The organism is Corynebacterium sp. HMSC070H05 (genome assembly GCF_001837615.1).
In the GTDB taxonomy this organism is placed as follows: domain Bacteria; phylum Actinomycetota; class Actinomycetes; order Mycobacteriales; family Mycobacteriaceae; genus Corynebacterium; species Corynebacterium coyleae.
On the sequence record NZ_KV833306.1, the window covers coordinates 1 to 16,163 of the forward strand.

Annotated in this window: 16 protein-coding genes and 1 tRNA gene; 10 read left to right on the forward strand and 7 right to left on the reverse strand. The window is 62.4% G+C overall.

From position 1 onward, the window contains the following. On the reverse strand, window positions 1-1,485 hold a 1,485-nt coding region (locus HMPREF2617_RS04325), incomplete at its 3' end, for an SdrD B-like domain-containing protein (RefSeq protein WP_246821696.1). A gap of 163 nt (window positions 1,486-1,648) precedes the next feature. Further along, window positions 1,649-1,736 (reverse strand) — tRNA-Ser (locus HMPREF2617_RS04330). Between the two features lie 73 nt (window positions 1,737-1,809). Between HMPREF2617_RS04330 and HMPREF2617_RS04335 the strand changes: the two genes are divergently transcribed. Then, window positions 1,810-2,766, forward strand: a complete 957-nt coding sequence (locus tag HMPREF2617_RS04335) for an NAD(P)H-quinone oxidoreductase (RefSeq protein ID WP_070840118.1) — start codon at window positions 1,810-1,812, stop codon at window positions 2,764-2,766. A gap of 1 nt (window position 2,767) precedes the next feature. Here the strand turns inward: HMPREF2617_RS04335 and HMPREF2617_RS04340 are convergent, their stop codons facing one another. Continuing rightward, window positions 2,768-3,979, reverse strand: a complete 1,212-nt coding sequence (locus tag HMPREF2617_RS04340) for an aminotransferase class V-fold PLP-dependent enzyme (RefSeq protein WP_070840120.1) — start codon at window positions 3,977-3,979, stop codon at window positions 2,768-2,770. Window positions 3,980-4,063: 84 nt separating this feature from the next. Between HMPREF2617_RS04340 and HMPREF2617_RS04345 the strand changes: the two genes are divergently transcribed. Together HMPREF2617_RS04345 and HMPREF2617_RS04350 are read left to right on the forward strand one after the other, a co-directional pair. Continuing rightward, on the forward strand, window positions 4,064-4,972 hold the full coding sequence (locus HMPREF2617_RS04345) for a galactan export ABC transporter permease subunit Wzm/RfbD (protein WP_070484966.1): 909 nt from the start codon (window positions 4,064-4,066) through the stop codon (window positions 4,970-4,972). Between the two features lie 17 nt (window positions 4,973-4,989). After that, window positions 4,990-5,775: a galactan export ABC transporter ATP-binding subunit Wzt/RfbE gene (locus HMPREF2617_RS04350; protein WP_070840122.1), complete on the forward strand. Its 786-nt coding sequence runs from the start codon at window positions 4,990-4,992 to the stop codon at window positions 5,773-5,775. A 122-nt stretch (window positions 5,776-5,897) separates the two neighbouring features. On the opposite strand, the gene HMPREF2617_RS04355 is transcribed toward HMPREF2617_RS04350, so the two are convergent. Beyond that, a complete protein-coding gene (locus tag HMPREF2617_RS04355) occupies window positions 5,898-6,854 on the reverse strand; it encodes a hypothetical protein (RefSeq protein WP_070422007.1) in 957 nt (318 codons plus the stop codon). Window positions 6,855-6,927: 73 nt separating this feature from the next. Between HMPREF2617_RS04355 and HMPREF2617_RS04360 the strand changes: the two genes are divergently transcribed. Next, window positions 6,928-7,830, forward strand: coding sequence for a galactofuranosyltransferase GlfT1 (locus tag HMPREF2617_RS04360; protein ID WP_070840150.1), 903 nt, complete (start codon window positions 6,928-6,930; stop codon window positions 7,828-7,830). Here the strand turns inward: HMPREF2617_RS04360 and HMPREF2617_RS04365 are convergent. Continuing rightward, window positions 7,793-8,236, reverse strand: coding sequence for a GtrA family protein (locus HMPREF2617_RS04365; RefSeq protein WP_070840124.1), 444 nt, complete (start codon window positions 8,234-8,236; stop codon window positions 7,793-7,795). The two genes, HMPREF2617_RS04360 and HMPREF2617_RS04365, sit on opposite strands and share 38 nt — an antisense overlap. 29 nt (window positions 8,237-8,265) lie before the next feature. Between HMPREF2617_RS04365 and HMPREF2617_RS04370 the strand changes: the two genes are divergently transcribed. The 3 genes from HMPREF2617_RS04370 to HMPREF2617_RS04380 are packed head-to-tail and all read left to right on the forward strand — an operon-like array spanning window position 8,266 to window position 10,686. Then, a complete protein-coding gene (locus HMPREF2617_RS04370) occupies window positions 8,266-8,493 on the forward strand; it encodes a hypothetical protein (RefSeq protein ID WP_070613890.1) in 228 nt (75 codons plus the stop codon). 21 nt (window positions 8,494-8,514) lie between these two features. Next, window positions 8,515-9,912, forward strand: a complete 1,398-nt coding sequence (locus HMPREF2617_RS04375) for a decaprenylphosphoryl-beta-D-ribose oxidase (RefSeq protein ID WP_070422003.1) — start codon at window positions 8,515-8,517, stop codon at window positions 9,910-9,912. 9 nt (window positions 9,913-9,921) lie between these two features. Continuing rightward, window positions 9,922-10,686 (forward strand): decaprenylphospho-beta-D-erythro-pentofuranosid-2-ulose 2-reductase, encoded by a 765-nt coding sequence (locus HMPREF2617_RS04380; protein WP_070840126.1) that lies wholly within the window; start codon window positions 9,922-9,924, stop codon window positions 10,684-10,686. 115 nt (window positions 10,687-10,801) lie between these two features. Here HMPREF2617_RS04380 and HMPREF2617_RS04385 read toward each other — a convergent pair whose 3' ends face one another. Both HMPREF2617_RS04385 and HMPREF2617_RS04390 read right to left on the reverse strand, forming a co-directional pair. Next, window positions 10,802-12,193, reverse strand: coding sequence for an FtsX-like permease family protein (locus tag HMPREF2617_RS04385; protein WP_070840129.1), 1,392 nt, complete (start codon window positions 12,191-12,193; stop codon window positions 10,802-10,804). Beyond that, window positions 12,190-12,855, reverse strand: coding sequence for an ABC transporter ATP-binding protein (locus HMPREF2617_RS04390; RefSeq protein WP_070472485.1), 666 nt, complete (start codon window positions 12,853-12,855; stop codon window positions 12,190-12,192). Before HMPREF2617_RS04390 ends, HMPREF2617_RS04385 begins: the two co-directional genes overlap by 4 nt. Before the next feature lie 92 nt (window positions 12,856-12,947). Here HMPREF2617_RS04390 and HMPREF2617_RS04395 point away from each other — a divergent pair, with 92 nt between their 5' ends. The 3 genes from HMPREF2617_RS04395 to HMPREF2617_RS04405 are packed head-to-tail and all read left to right on the forward strand — an operon-like array spanning window position 12,948 to window position 16,159. Continuing rightward, window positions 12,948-13,622 carry a sensor histidine kinase gene (locus tag HMPREF2617_RS04395; protein WP_070568067.1) on the forward strand — a complete coding sequence of 225 codons (675 nt, stop codon included), beginning with the start codon at window positions 12,948-12,950 and terminating at the stop codon, window positions 13,620-13,622. Then, on the forward strand, window positions 13,619-14,263 hold the full coding sequence (locus HMPREF2617_RS04400; protein ID WP_070421998.1) for a response regulator transcription factor: 645 nt from the start codon (window positions 13,619-13,621) through the stop codon (window positions 14,261-14,263). The genes HMPREF2617_RS04395 and HMPREF2617_RS04400 overlap by 4 nt, the downstream gene beginning before the upstream one ends. A 30-nt stretch (window positions 14,264-14,293) precedes the next feature. Continuing rightward, complete coding sequence (locus HMPREF2617_RS04405) at window positions 14,294-16,159, forward strand: galactan 5-O-arabinofuranosyltransferase (RefSeq protein ID WP_070840130.1); 1,866 nt, start codon at window positions 14,294-14,296, stop codon at window positions 16,157-16,159. Window positions 16,160-16,163 lie beyond the last annotated feature (4 nt).

The window sequence follows — 16,163 nt, forward strand, 5'->3', positions numbered from 1 at the left end:
ACCCAGGTCAATATCGTCACGCTTCTCACCAGGCTTGATGGTGACGGTGCGTTCGATCTGCTCCGGCTTCGAAGGCACGTTATTCCCAGGCTCGTACACGACCGTGTAGTCACCCGGTTTCACATTGATATTCCAGTTGCCGTCCTCGTCCGTGACCGTACGAGCAACTTCCTTACCGGACGCGTCCTTGAGAACCACCTTTACACCGGGAACGCCCTGCGTTTCGTCTTCGTCCTGGATTCCGTCTTTGTTCATATCAATCCAGACCTTGTCGCCCACCGAGCCCAGTTCACAGTCGCACGGCTCCTCACCTTCTGGCATCTTGAACCACGTCTGTGCAGTGTCGGTCGTGACAATAGGCGGGTTCGCGGATGTCAGCATCGCGCGGTGGTGGAGCTTGTCGCCTCCCCACTTGGCATCCGAGCAGGGTTTGTCTTTGTCGTAAACATTCTGCTCGAATTCGAAGATGGTCCCGGTGGGGAGCCAAAATTCGCCTGTCGCCGTGTTTTTATCAAAGGGCCAGTCAAATTTCTGTCCCCAAACGGTGTTGGGATTTAACTTCTCAAAGCCTGCTTTGTAGTTTGCGTCGAGAGCTTGGGACGAAACGTCACCCTGAGTCATGCCCGATTCTTCACCGCTGAATGTGTCACCGTTAGGCAGCGTGAATGTAACACGCGGCGCACCCCTGAGCTCCAGGTTTCCATTCAACGAACCGAGATACATTTCAGCCATCCACTGGCCATAACCTCCGCCCTGGAGACGGTGCCGTCCGTGTGCGATACCTGCACACGTGTCAGAATCGTTGGGATCTGTCGTCAACCACGAGTTTTCATGCTCCCAGATAACCCGGGGGCTAATCGTCGTCTCCACGTAAGTAGCAGCCGTGACCAGGGCTCCTGCAGGAATATCTGCTTTCAACTTCGCTTGAATCTCCGCAGTAAAGCTGTCCTCTGCTGCGTTGATATCAAACTCAATCTTGTAGCCGTCGCCACCGCCGATCTTATTGCCGTCTTGATCGGTGTAAACACCATCGTCGGCCCTGACTTTCTCAATACTCTTAAACGGACGTGTTTGACCGCTAGCCCACTTGAAGTCGTCCGCAGTGGGTTCTTCCAAGACTGTATTGGGGGTCGCAGCCCAAACCCACACCGTCATCGTGAGAATGTCAGACGCACCACGCTGTTTTAGCTCGTAATCAGGATCATTCTGGTCGGGGAGTGGCTTCGGTGCCTTAGCCTCGCCTCCAATGGTGTAGATGTAGCTCCCATCGGATTGCATTGTTTCCGGCTTGAAGGTCTCAAAAATCGCCTTCGTTTCTTGGACCGGATCGGGCTTTTCCCCATAGTTTCGCTCGATATCCTGCTGGACCCACGCACCCGCGGTCTGCGGCACCGCTACTCCGCCGACGCCCAGCGCTACTGCGCTCAGTAGCGCCACAACGTTGCGACGCACACGGCCTTTCCTCGTAGTGAACTTCTCGCTCATTTCTACCTCCACCATGAGCAACATATTTTCGCCATACGCTGCCCCAACACCGAGGCAGACTTGTGAAGAACCCTACGTCAGGCTTGACAAACGCTGCCAGCGTTTATGGAGAAATTCACCTAAATTTCAGGAACAGCCCCCTGAAGCACCCCCCAAAAGAAATTGGCGGAGACGAGGGGATTTGAACCCCTGGAGGGATAAACCTCGCCGGTTTTCAAGACCGGTGCATTCGGCCGCTCTGCCACGTCTCCTCGTCGCAAAGCAAGTGCGACGCACATACTCTACAACACGTCGCGCGTCGCTCAATCTCGGTAGCCTGGCCGCATGAAAGCGATCACACTTATCGACGACACCAACCCCCGCTCCCTCGAACTCACCGAAGTGGACACCCCGCAACTGCAGGACGGGGAGGTACTGGTCAAGGTCACGGCGGCGGGCGTGAACCGTGGCGACATCGTGCAGGCCGAGGGCAAGTACCCGCCGCCGAGGGGCGAGTCGGAAATTATTGGCCTGGAGTGCGCCGGCGTGATCGAGGACCCGGGCACCACCGGCCGCGAAAAGGGCGAAGAGGTCGGCTGCCTGCTGGCGGGCGGCGGGTACGCCGAATACGTCGCGGTGCCGGAGGGCCAGCTCACGCCGAAGCCTGCGAACCTCACGTTGGAGGAGACCGCCGGCGTGGTGGAGGCGGCCTGCACGGTGTGGTCGAACCTGGGCATGCTCGCCGGCATCCAAAAGGGCGACAACGTGCTGATCCACGGCGGCGCGGGCGGCATCGGCTCGTTTGCCATCCAACTGTGCAAGGCGCTGGGCTGCACCGTCGCCGTCACTGCGGGCAGCCAGGAGAAGCTCGACTACTGCAAGGGCCTCGGCGCGGACGTCCTTATTAACTACAAGGAGCAGGACTTCGCCGAGGAACTCAAGGCCTGGGCGGACGTGATCCTCGACGTAGTTGGCGGGCCGTACCTGGAGCAGAACATCAAGACGCTCAACACCGACGGCCGCCTCGTGGTCATCGCGGTGCAGGGCGGGCCGAAGGGCACGCTGTCGCTTGGCCGGATGATGCCGCGGCGCCTGTCGGTCCACGCCACCACCCTGCGCGCCCGGCCGCGTCCGATGAAGGCGGAGATTGTCGCCTCGACGGTGAAGAACGTCTGGCCGCTCATCGAATCGGGCCAGATCAAGCCCAACATCACCGCCACGTTCCCCCTCGCCGACGCCGCCAAGGCCCACGACCACATGGACTCCGGCGACAACACCGGAAAAATCATCCTGATCGCGTAGGCTACGCCAGCGAGGCGACTGTGCGCACCAACTGCTCGATGTCGTTCTGGGTATTAAAGGGCGACATGGCGATGGTGACGGCGCCGCCCATGTCGGCGACGCCCATGTCGTCGAGAAGCTGCGTCTGCGTCGTCTGAGCAGCGACAATACCGTGCGTGACCAGGCGATCCAGCACGGTCTCCGACGGCACGCCCCGCACACCGAACGCCAGGCGCGGGATGCGCTCCACACGCGCATCCTCCGCCGCCTCGCCCGTCACACCAACAATGTGCACCGCAGGCAGCGTGCCCAAAAACGTATGCAGATCATCGCGCAGTCCGTTCAGGTACGCGGTGGTCTCCCCCATCGAGTACTTCAAGCGATTGCGTCTCGACGACCTCCCCGCCGCCCCCTCAACCAACGACGCATAGTGCTCCACCACAGCCGGCACACCACCAGCAAGACCAGGCGACACCTCCAACTCGAGAGCCTCACGGTCCAAACGCTTAAACATCGCCGCGTCACGGAAAATCAGGGCCGCGATCTCCGGGCCGCCGAACTGGGCCATGTCCACCGCAGCGATATCGGCACCCCACGCATCCAAATCCAACGGACGGTACGGGGCGTACGCCGACGCATCCACAAGCACCCACGCCCGGGACTTCTCACGCACCGCCTCCACAATGTCCGCAACGCCCACAACGTTGCCCAACTCCGGATGCGCCGCCGGCACCGACACCAAACGCGTCGACCCGTCCGCAATGTCGCGGTACTGCCACGCCGGCAAATCGCCGGTAGCCAGATCGGCCTGCGCCCAAGTCGTCGCTACGCCAGCGCGCTGCAAACGCCCCGACAACACCGGACGATCCACCGGATTCAGCACCATCGACGAGTTATGCCGCAACATCGGACGCATCGCCGACACCAACGCCGAATACAACGCCGGAACACTCGGCCCCAACACCACCTGCTCCGGCATCACCCCAGCCAGATCCGCAATAGCGACCCGCGCCGCCTTCGGATACTCCGCCCCCTCCGGCAAACCAACATCCGACCGGGAATGCGACCCCAACACCGGCTCCGGCGGCGGCACCGACGCAGCATTACGGAAACTGCGCGCAACCGCCCCCGCAACCTTCTCCGGCACCTGCGGCGACACATGCGCATTCAGATACGTCCAACCGCCACCCAACGACCCGTACAGCCCACGGACCCCCCACACGTCATAAGCCACGGCAGACCTCCTTCACGCAAGAACGCCCCTAATTATGCACGCACGTCCGACACAGCGCACACCGCCAGCTCGGGAGCACGAAACATGTGCACTAGGGTGAACTGCGTGCATAACGTAGAACAACTGCGCGATGACGTCGCCCGGATGACCAGCGCCCCTGGCGAAAACACCCCGCCGTCAACATCCAAAACATTCCGGCGGGCATTCGACGACCTCATCCGCGGCTGGGGCCAACACGAGCTCTGGCTCCAACTCGGCTGGCAAGACATCAAACAACGCTACCGACGCTCCACGCTCGGCCCCCTCTGGATCACCATCGCCACCGGTGTGATGTCGCTCGCCCTCGGCCTGCTGTACTCCATGCTGTTCCAAATCGACGTCGCCGAGTTCCTCCCCCACGTCACCGTCGGCTTCATCGTCTGGGGCTTCATCTCTGGCTGCATCAAAGACGGCGCGAACGTCTTCATCGAAAACGAAGGCCTGATCAAACAGCTCCCTTCCGCCCTGTCGGTGCATATCTACCGGCTCGTGTGGCGCCAAACGCTGTTCCTCGCCCACAACATGGTCATCTGGGTGATCCTGGCGCTGATCTTCCGCATCCCCATCACCCTGAACACACTCCTGTTCATCCCGGGTATGGCCCTGCTGCTGGTCAACGGCGTGTGGGTCGCCATGTTCTTCGGCATGGTGGCCACCCGCTTCCGCGACGTCGCCCCGCTGCTCGAAGCCCTCGTCCAACTCCTCTTCTACGTCACCCCGATCGTATGGACGACGAGGACGCTGAAGGATCAGGGTGGTGTCGTCGAGAAGCGTGCAATGCTCGCCGAGATCAACCCCCTGTTCCACTACCTCGAAATCGTCAGAGCACCGCTTATCGACGACCCCGTCGCCGCCTACCACTGGCTCATCGTCATCGCCTGCACCATCGTCGGCGTACTCATCACCCTGCTGGCCATGAAACAGTGGCGCTTCCGCGTGCCGTACTGGGTCTAGGAGTCTAGGAGTTACACATGGTTTCCATCGACACCTACAACGCCTGCGTCGACTTCCCCATCTTCGACGCCAAATCCCGCTCCCTGAAAAAGGCCATGATGTCCTCGGCCGGCGGCAAAATCGGCCAGAACGCCTCCAACACCGTCGTCGTCGAAGCACTCCGCGACATCAACCTGCATTTAAGGGAGGGCGACCGCGTCGGCCTCGTCGGCCACAACGGCGCAGGTAAAACCACCCTGCTGCGACTACTGTCCGGCATCTACGAACCAACCCGTGGCGTCGCCGACGTGCGCGGCCGCGTCGCCCCCGTCTTCGACCTCGGCGTCGGCATGGACCCCGAAATCTCCGGCTACGAAAACATCATCATCCGCGGCCTGTTCCTTGGCCAGACCCGCAAACAAATGAAAACCAAAATGGACGACATCGCCGAATTCTCCGAGCTCGGCGACTACCTCTCCATGCCGCTTCGCACCTACTCCACCGGCATGCGCGTCCGCCTGGCGTTGGGCGTGGTCACCTCCATCGAACCCGAGATCCTGCTTCTCGACGAAGGCATCGGCGCCGTCGACGCCGCCTTCATGTCCAAAGCCCGCGTCCGTTTGGCCGAAATGGTGGAGCGCTCCGGCATCCTCGTGTTCGCCTCCCACTCCAACGACTTCCTGGCGCAGCTCTGCAACACCGCGTTGTGGGTGGACAAGGGCGAGATTAGGGAGGCCGGCCTGGTTGCCGACGTCGTCCGCGCCTACGAAGGCCCCGAAGCCGGCGACCACGTCGCAGAACTGGTGCAGCGCTTCCACGGGTAGGTGTCAACCATCTCCCGAAGAAAGTTCCCCGCCCGGGAACTTTCTTCGATTTCGGCCCCCCAAAAGTTTCACTTTCCCCAGGACGCCGGGCGACACACCCCGTAAAAGTTCCACGAATCCCATTATCGCTGGGAACTTTTTTGCATCAGGGACTCGACGAGGCCCAGGCATTCAAACATCGTCCTGGACGAGCACCTCGCGGGCGTCCATCCCGCCAAGGTCATCTTGAGGTTGATGGAAGAGTCTTTGTTGCGCTGCTTATAGTCCGAGTGGTGTTCGCCGTCGTACATCACGGCAATCTTCAGATCAGGAATGGCCAGGTCAAACGTGGTCACTGTCCTGCCGTCGACGACCAGCGGCACCTGCTCCTGCACGACGTGGCCATACCGAGCCGCGAGCACCGCAACGAGAAGGCGCATCTCGGTCTCCTTGGGGGAATCAGCAAGAGAGCTGCTGAGCCGCAAGACCTTCCTTAACCAACTGGCGTTGATTTTGTGGCGGGCAGCTGCCGTAATGTCGGCGAGTGTGATGCCCCAGAAGCGACGGACACAGTCGACGAGTTGCACCGCTCGGACTTCCTCGGCAGACAGGCCCTCTACATCGACGACATTCCAACAGTGCTCCCCGCGTTTGACCTGGATCAACGCCTGGACAACTGCCGCCACTGGGCTAGCCGTCCGAAGGCCAACGCCACGGTGGGTGACTTTCCAAATGGGGAAGGTTGCTCGGGAGTGGCGTCGGATCGTCGGTAAGCAAGGCCCTGCGAGTTGGTTGCGTCCCGAGGAGGCGAGCAGCGTGGTGTCGGCTCCTTCGACCAGGTAGGGCAAGCCATAGAGGGCGAGTGCCGAGAAGCCGGAGACGATGCTGCCGGGGCGTTCGACGGCGTGGGCGATGGCACGGGCGGCGGCGCAGCCGTGGTAGCGCACGCCGCGTGGGTGGTGACGGGCGTCGTTGTCCACCCGCCATTCTTCACGGCAGTGTTCGGTGGCGAGGTAGCGGTCGGCGCTGACTTGGTGGTAGGTGAGGTCGGGTGTGCGTTGTTTGTCGTGGATGAGGATTGCTTCGATGTCGACACTCATGCCGTTTCGTAGGTTGGTCATGGTTATTAGACGCAAGAACGACGGTTTGGGATCCCTCGGGCACAATAAATGTATGACTGCCTTGAATCGCAACGGTACGACTGCTGCCGTGATTGTGACCCATAAGCGTGTTGACCTGCTGCGGAACTCGTTGGAGCAGGTGGTGTCGCAGACGCATCCGGTGGATTGGGTCATTGTGGTGGATAACGGTGATGAGGATGCGGTGCGTGTGCTTGTCGACGAGCTCGCCAACGACAAGGGCGTCTACCTACCAAGCAAGACCAATCTGGGCGGGGCGGGTGGCTTCGCGTATGGGTTCTTGCACGCGTTGGCGCTGGGGGCGGATGCGATTTGGTGCGCGGATGATGATGGTCGCCCGCGGGATCACACGGTCCTCGAAGAGCTCTACCGAACCGCAGAGAAGCATCAGTTGTCGGAGGTGTCGCCGGTGGTGGCGAACATTAACGATCCGGAGAAGCTGGCCTTTCCGCTGAGGCAGGGCACGACGTGGCATCGGCGTGTTGATGAGTTGCAGGGCGATTTTCTGCCGCAGTACGCCAGTTTGTTTAATGGCGCGTTGATTTCGGCGAAGGCGATGGAGCGCATCGGCGTGCCGGATTACCGTCTGTTTATCAGGGGCGATGAGGTGGAGTACCACCGTCGTTTGGCGCAGTCGGGCCTGAAGTATGGCACGGCGTTGACGGCGTTTTATCTGCACCCGGATGGGTCGGACGAGTTCCATCCGATCATGGGCGGGCGGGCGCATGCGCAGTTCCCTGACAATGAGACGAAGCGGTATTTCACGTACCGCAACCGTGGCTACATCATTAATCAGCGCGGCATGAAGAAGATGCAGTTGCAGGAGGTTGTCCGGTTCGGGTGGTTCTTCCTGGTGGAGAAGAAGGATCCGAGGGGCTTCGTCGATTGGCTGAAGTTGCTTAGGCGGGGGGCGCGAGAGGACTTTCGTCGCCCTTAGTGCCGCGGAAGATCCAGTAGCGCTGGAGGAGGAAGTTGGTAGTCGTCGCTACGCCTTGTGCGATGACGAAGGACACGGCGTTCTTCCACGAATCTTGCAAGCCTATCGACGACAACGGCTCGTCCGTCACCCTCCACAGCAGCATCTGCACCGCAAAGGTGGTGGCGTAGAGGATGAATACGGCGCTGGCTTTTTTGGCGTCGATTTTGGCGTTGAAGGCGAACTTGGAGTTCAGCACGTAGGCGGAGATGGTGCCGAAGACCCAGCCCACGGCCTTGGCAAGGTCGCGCTGGACGTCGAGGGCTTGGTCGAGGGTGTTGGTGATGCCGAAGTCGATGACAGCGCAGCCGATACCGATGACCAAAAACGGGATGAGCTGCTGTTTTAGGGAAGCGTTCGAGGACACGGGCGTTTACCCTACTAGGCTCGTGTGCCATGAGGAAGCATTACAAAGGTGATGACCCGGACGCGATCCACGAGGCGGCGCAGCGTGTGGAGGTCCCCCTGTCCGACTTCATGGTGCGCCTGATGGCCGAGGAGCTGCCGTTTGTGGACTCCAAAGGCCGCACACGTATCTATGAGATTCTTCGCGAACACGACGGACCTGTGATTTCGAGCCAAGAAGAACTGCCCGCGGAGATTCGTAGCATTATGGATCTCTAGTCCGGCGGTAGGGTTGTGGGCATGGAACTGACAACCCAATCCCTCTACGGATGGGGCCGTACCGCCCCGTCCACCGCCCAGGTCCTGTCCACCCCTGACGTGGACACGATTGCGGAGGCAGTCAAGCGGGTCGCGGATGAGAACGCGGACCTGCCCGAGCACAAGCGCCGCGGCATCATCGCCCGCGGCCTGGGCCGCTCCTATGGTGACCCCGCCCAGAATGGTGGCGGTTTGGTCGTCGATATGACGCCGCTGAACCGGATCCACTCCATCGACCCGGATTCCGGCATTGTCGACGTCGACGCCGGCGTAAGCCTCGACCAACTCATGAAGGCCGCCCTGCCGTATGGCCTGTGGGTTCCGGTGCTGCCGGGTACCCGCCAGGTCACCATCGGTGGCGCGATCGGCCCGGATATTCACGGTAAGAACCACCACTCGGCGGGTTCCTTTGGCAACCACGTGTTGTCCATGGAGCTGCTGGTGGCGGACGGCCGCGTGCTGCACCTGGAGCCGACCGGCGAGACCGCCGAGCTGTTCTGGGCCACTGTTGGCGGCATGGGCCTGACCGGCATCATCCTGCGCGCCCGGATCCAGATGACCAAGACGGAGACCGCCTACTTCATCGCAGACACCGACCGCACCAACACGCTCGACGAGACGATCGCGGTGCACTCCGACGGCTCCGAGGTGAACTACACCTACTCGTCTGCCTGGTTCGACGCGATCTCCGCTCCGCCGAAGACGGGCCGCTCCACCATCTCCCGCGGCTCGCTGGCCACCTTGGATCAGTTGAAGGAGTTCGCCCCGAAGCTGGCTAAGGACCCGTTGAAGTTCAACGCCCCGCAGTTGATGACGGTGCCGGACATTTTCCCGTCCTGGACCATGAACAAGCTCTCCCTGATGGCGATCGGCGAGGCGTACTACATGATGGGCTCCCCCGCCCGGAACCAGGTGCTGAACCTGACGCAGTTTTACCAGCCGCTGGACCTCATCGGGAAGTGGAACCGCGGCTACGGCAAGGCTGGCTTCCTGCAGTACCAGTTCGTCGTCCCGACCGACGCTGTGGAGCCGTTCAAGGACATCATTTACGACATCCAGTCCTCCGGCCACTACACCGCCCTGAACGTGTTCAAGCTGTTCGGCGAAGGCAACCAGGCACCGCTGTCCTACCCGATGAAGGGCTGGAACGTGTGCGTGGACTTCCCAATCCGTCCGGGCCTCAACGAGTTCCTCGACCGCCTGGATGACCAGGTCATGCAGTTCGGCGGCCGTCTCTACCTGGCCAAGGAATCCCGCACCAGCGCGGAGAAGTTCCACAAGATGTATCCGGAACTGCCAGGCTGGTTGAAGACCCGCCGCGACATCGACCCGACCGGCGTGTTCGCATCCGACATGTCCCGCCGTCTTGAGCTCAACTAAGGAGTACCCATGCTGAACGCAGTAGGCCAAGCCCAACACATCCTCCTCCTCGGCGGCACGAGTGAGATCGGGCTCGCGATTGTCAGCGAGCTCGTCTCCCGCGGCGGCAGCCCCACCGTCACCCTGTGTGCGCGCAAGGACTCCCCGCGTATCGACGACGCCATCGCCCAAGTCCAGAACGCCGGCGCAGGCCACGTACGCCTGGTCGATTTCGACGCCCTGGATTTCGCCTCCCACCCTGCCGTGATCGATGCGGCGTTTGAGGACGGCGAGGTCGACGTCGCTGTCGTCGCCTTCGGCACGCTCGGCGACCAGGAGCAGCTCTGGCAGGACCAGGCTGCCGCCGTCGCTTCGGCGCAGACCAACTTCACCGCCCCGATGTCGGTCGGTGTGCTGTTGGGCCAGGAGATGAAGCGTCAGGGCCGCGGCAACATCATCGCCCTGTCGTCGGTGGCGGGCCAGCGCGTGCGCCGTTCCAACTTTGTCTACGGTGCTGCAAAGGCCGGCATCGACGGCTTCTACCTGCAGCTCGGTGAAGCTTTGAAGGACAGCGGCGTGAAGGTCACCGTGGTCCGCCCGGGCCAGGTGCGCACCAAGATGACCGATGGTCTCGACGAGGCCCCGCTGACCGTGAACAAGGAGGACGTCGCCGAGGCTGCCGTGGAGGCCGCCCTGGCCGGCAAGTCCTCCGTGTTCGTGCACAAGCTCTTTGGCCCGATCTCCCTGGTGCTGAAGGCGATCCCGGCGCCGATCATGAGCAAGCTGAACTTCTAGCGCCAAAATAGTTCCCAGCCGGGGAACTTTCTTCAAAAACGACCTGCAAAAGATTCACTCCCTGCAGGTCGTTTTCGTCTTGGTGGAAGATAGTTCACACCCCGGGAACTATTTTCTAGTCCTTGGCGCGGCCCATCCCCATCAGCACCTGCTCGCGAAGCCGACCGGTCCCCACCACCGCCAGGACACAGCCAACCAGCGCGACCGCAACAAGCGCGCCGAACAGGGCCACCTTGTCCAGCACGTTGACGTGAACCATGACCATGATGGTGCCCATCAGGCTGCCCATGCCGAATCCCAGCAGGGCCACCACCAGCATGGGAATCCCAACCTCGCGCACGGCAACCTTGGTGTGAAAGGCAGCGGGCGCTCCAATGAAGTAGAGCGATTTGGTCAGTTGCTTCTGCTCCACCACGGACAGTGCCTGGGTGAGCAGCGTGGACGACACCAACAGGACCGCCGCGAAGACGGCGGTGATGGCCACGCCGGAGGGAATATCACCCGTAATCATCTTCAGGGCGGGCTCGTCCTCGATGTCCGGTACTGCGGAGATCCAGGCGCCGACGCCGCCGATGAACGCCACGAAGTACAGGGCGGTCACTCGCTTCCAGGTGGTTTTCGCGCCTCGGCCGACCCGGCGCGTGGCCACGTAATTCGCAGCTCCGGGGACCCAGTAGCTCAGGCGTGCGAGGAGTTGGATCACGCCGACGGCGATCAATGCGTTGACAGTAAGGACGCCGCCTGCCACGACCAACAAGGCGCCGAACTCCAACGCGTCTGCCTGCGGAGCGATAGTCAGCGAGCTGAGGTAGCGGTACAGCACCACCGCGCCAACCAGTGACAGCACCAGCGTGATCATGTTTTGTCCCTTTGGCGGGATTTTCTTGGTGACGCCGAGAGGGGTGACGGCGACTCGTCGCAAGGCAAGCCACACTGAGCACGCGGCTAGTACCAACACCACGATCCACGCGATGGGGATGACCCACCAGGTGAGCATCTCCCAGGCGCCGACGGGTTTGTCCTGGAACGTCAGCAGCGACCACGCGGGACTCGTGACCACATAGAGCACCGACCCGAGCACCAACCCAACCAGGGCCTGGCGCAGGGACTCCAAGATCATCATCCCGCGCACTTCGCCGGCTGTCGCGCCGATGAGGCGTAGCGCCGCCAGGTGTTCTTCGCGCCCGCCGAGGTTCGCCCGTGCGGCTTGGGTGAGCAGCCCCAGCAGGCTCGGCACGAGGAGCACGCACGCGAACAGCGCGAGGAAGATATACGCCGTGGAAATCGGCCCGCCCATCGACTCTGCGATTTCCACGAGCGCCTCATGCGGGTGCAGGTCGCGGGCGAGGAACATCCAGGTGCCGCCCATGAGCGTGCACAGCATCCAGGTCGCTACGGTTACCGCCACCAGCGACAACGCGCGGACCCAGCGTTCGCCGATCTGCCGTTGCGAGCGCCCTTCGCTTGTCGACGACACCGCCGAGCGCATCAACGTCACTGCACTCATCGCGCCACCTCCGAGTGGATCAGGCCGTCGCGGATTTCGACGCGGCGGCTGCACCAGTCGGCGATCTTCGGGTCGTGCGTGACCAGCACGAGGGTGACGCCGAACTTCTGCGCGATTGCCACGATCTGCTGCATGACCTCGTGCCCGGTGGCTTGGTCCAACGCCGCCGTCGGCTCGTCGGCAAACACGACCGACGGCGGCCCGGCCAAGGCGCGGGCGATGGCCACGCGCTGCACCTGGCCGCCGGAGAGTTGCCCCGGGTACCGGTCCACAAAGGCGCCCAAGCCCAACCGGGTCAGCATGTCGATGGCCTCGGCGTGCGCCTCCGCACGCGGCACCCCGCGCATGATCTGCGGCAGGGCGACGTTTTCGGTGGCGGTCAGCTCCGGCAGCAACTGGCCGTCTTGGAAGATGAAGCCAAAGTTTTCCAGGCGCAGGCGCGAGCGTTCCGCGTCGTTCATGGCCGACACGTCCTGGCCGTTGAAGCGCACCTGGCCGTCGTCGGGTACGAGCACGCCGGACATGCAGTGCAGCAGGGTCGACTTGCCGGAGCCAGAGGGCCCCATAATCGCCACGGATTCGCCGCCGCCAACCGTCAGGCTGATGCCTTCGAGGACCCGTTGTTGGGTGAAGGACTTCGTGATGTCGTTGAGTTCAAGCATGGTTTCTATTCCACAGGTGGTCGTCGATAAGCACTATGGCCCTGGCTCCCGAATATGGGTAGTGCTAGCTCTACCTGGCTACGCTCGGGGTCATGCGGCGACATAAACACGAGGAGCGCGCGGCCGCCAAAATCCACCAGTTGACGGTTTCGCGGCGCAGGATCGCGGAGGCATATGAGGTGGAGCGGCTGCGCATCGAGCGAGACCTGCACGACGGCGCGCAGCAATACTTTGTGGCTGCCGCGATGAAGTTGGGCGAGGCAAGGTTGGACATTGCATCGCAGCTTCTCGACGACGCCGCCCGCGACCTCCACAACGGCCTCGACGCACTCAGAAGAACCGTACGCGGCATCCACCCGCGGGAACTTTCAGACCACGGATTGGTTGCGGCGATCGAGACCGCCGCCGCACAGCACGGCCCGCATGTCACGGTCCGTGCCCCGCACGAGCTGCCGCGTATCGACGCCTCCGTCACCGCCGCCGCCTACTTCTTCACCACCGAAGCCTTAACCAACGCCGCGAAGCACGCACCACATGTACCGGTCAGCGTGCTGGTGACCTGCGACCACACCCTGAATGTTTCCGTCACTGACCAGGGCGGCGGCAACGCACGAATCACGCCCGGCGGCGGGCTGGAGGGTATGCGAGAACGCATCGCGGCGTTCGGCGGTGAGATGGAGCTGCACTCGCCGGACGGTGGGCCGACCACCGTCACCGCACGTATTCCGTTGCTGTTGTTCCGAGGAGAAAGTGGGATTGCGCCATGAGGATCGTTATCGCGGACGACTCCGCGCTGCTGCGGGAGGGTGTTGCAGGGTTGCTCACCCGGCGCGGCCACGAGGTTGTGGCGCAGGTGGAGTGTGCGGATGGGTTGCTGGGGGTCGTCGATAAGTATGGGCCCGACCTGGTGATCACGGACGTGCGCATGCCGCCGAACATGCGTGACGACGGCCTCCAAGCCGCCCTGGAACTGCGCAAACGCGGCCCAGTGAATGTGCTGGTGCTGTCGCAATACGTCGCGCCTGCTTATGCCCGTGAGTTGTTTGCGGACGGCGACGGCGGCACCGGCTACCTGCTCAAGGACCGCGTCGCCGAGGTGAAAGACTTCATCCAGGCCTGCGAAACCGTGGCAGGTGGCGGCGTGGTCATCGACCCGGACGTGGCAGGCGCACTCATGGCGGCGAGCTCGCGCTGGTTAACCACACTCACTCCGCGCGAGGTGGAAGTACTCGAACTCATGGCAGAAGGCCTGTCCAATAGCGAGATCGCGGGCAAGCTCTACCTCTCCGGCGCGGCGGTGGCGAAGCACGTGTCCAGCATTTTCTCCAAACTTGGGCTCACCCCAGACGAGGACAACCGGCGCGTGCGCGCCATCCTCATGTACCTGGCGGAACGTGGCGTGGGGTGAGTGTCGGCAGCGTATGCGACACTATTACGCATGACTACCGCTTATCATCCCGACGAGCTGTCACCGGGGCAGACAGCCGTCCGTACCGTCGCGGCGGGGCTCGCAGGCGGCATTCTCGCGCTCGCTGCGTGGTTTGTGCTGCACCGGATCTCGCTGCCGGCGTTCAATACCTCCATGGTGACCAGGTCGTTGGCCACCGGTGTGTCGTTCGTCCTGTTGGGCATTGCTGCTGTGTTGGCGGTGCTGTGGACGCGCGGGAAGCAGCACTGGATTATTTCTGCGGTGATGGCGTTGGTGCCGGCGGGGTTGGTCGTCGCAACGCTTGGCATTCCGCTGTCTGCCACCAAGCTGTATCTCGACGGCATCCAGGTTGACCAGGGGTTTAGGACGCAGTTCCTGTCCCGCATGACTGAAAACCTAGGCCACGCGGACATGGCGTACAAGGACCTGCCCACCTTCTATCCCATGGGCTGGTTCTGGGTCGGCGGACGCGTGGCCAACGTGCTGGGTATGGACGGTTGGGAGGTGTACCAGCCGTACGCGATTGCCACCCTGGCGGCGGGTGCGGCGATGCTGACGCCGATCTGGCGCAGGCTCGTCGGTTCCCTGCCGGTTGCTACCGCGATTGCCGTGGTGACCACCGCGATCGTGCTGACGGAAGTCCCAGAGGAGCCTTACGCGGCAATCGTGGCGATGTTCCTCCCGGCCGCGGCGGTGTGGGCCCACAGGGCGCTGAGTGGCTCGTGGGCAGCCACCGCCGCGTTGACGATCTACCTGGGCATTTCCGCGTCGTTCTACACCCTGTTCACCGCCATTGGCGCGCTGACGGTTGTAGTGATCGCGGTGGTGATGTTCTTCACCGGCGAGCGCACCCTGACCCCGCTGAAGCACCTGCTCATCGTCGGGTTCGCCTCCATGGCCATCGCTGCGATCTCGTGGGGTCCGTACATCTGGCGTGTAGTCACCGGTGACGAGGCGCTGAAATCTACCGCGAACCACTTCCTGCCCATCGAGGGCACCTACTTCGCCCTCCCGTTCCTGTCGTTGTCCCTGGTAGGCCTGCTGTGCCTGTTCGGCCTCATTGGACTTATCGTGCGGTTCCGTGACCCGGAGATCGCCTCCCTGGGCGCGGCGATTGGCGTGAGCTACGTGTGGGCGCTCGCCTCCATGGCGATCACCCTCCTGGGCACTTCCCTGCTGGGCTTCCGCCTCGAGGTGCTGGTTGTGTTGCTGTTTGCCACCCTCGGCGTGATTGCGGTAGCGAACTTCCGCTTGACCTGGTTGGAGCGGAAGGTGAAGAACAAGGCCGCCTTGAACGTGGTGGCGATTGTTCTGGTGGCTGTGGCGTCGCTGCAGATGGTGCAGCACATTGCGGTGAAGAACGAGGCGTACATCGACCAGGCCTACGCCGATACCGACGGCTACGGCGAGCGCGCGGACCGCTTCCCGCCGGATGCGGGCCGGTTCTACAACGAGATCGCCGACTACATCGAAGAGCACGGCCACATGAAGAACGACGCGGTGATCTACACCGACGAGATCAACTTCATGGCCTTCCAGCCGTTCTTCGGATTCAACGCGTTTACCAGCCACTACGCAAATCCGCTCGGCGAGTTTGAGCAGCGCAACGGTGAGCTGGAGTCGTGGTCGCAGATTTCTTACGACGACCCGAAGAAGCTCACCGAGGCCGTGGACAACAGTCAGTGGGAGCCGCCGACTGCCTTCATTTTCCGCGGCAGTGAGGATTCTGACTTTAAGACCCACATCGCCCACGACATTTACCCAAGCCAGCCGAACGTGCGCTACCAGGGGTTGTTCTTCAACCCGGAGGCGTTTGACAAGGCGAATTGGGACGTGAAGTTCATCGGACCGTTTGCTGTCGCGGTGAGGAAGTAAGGTG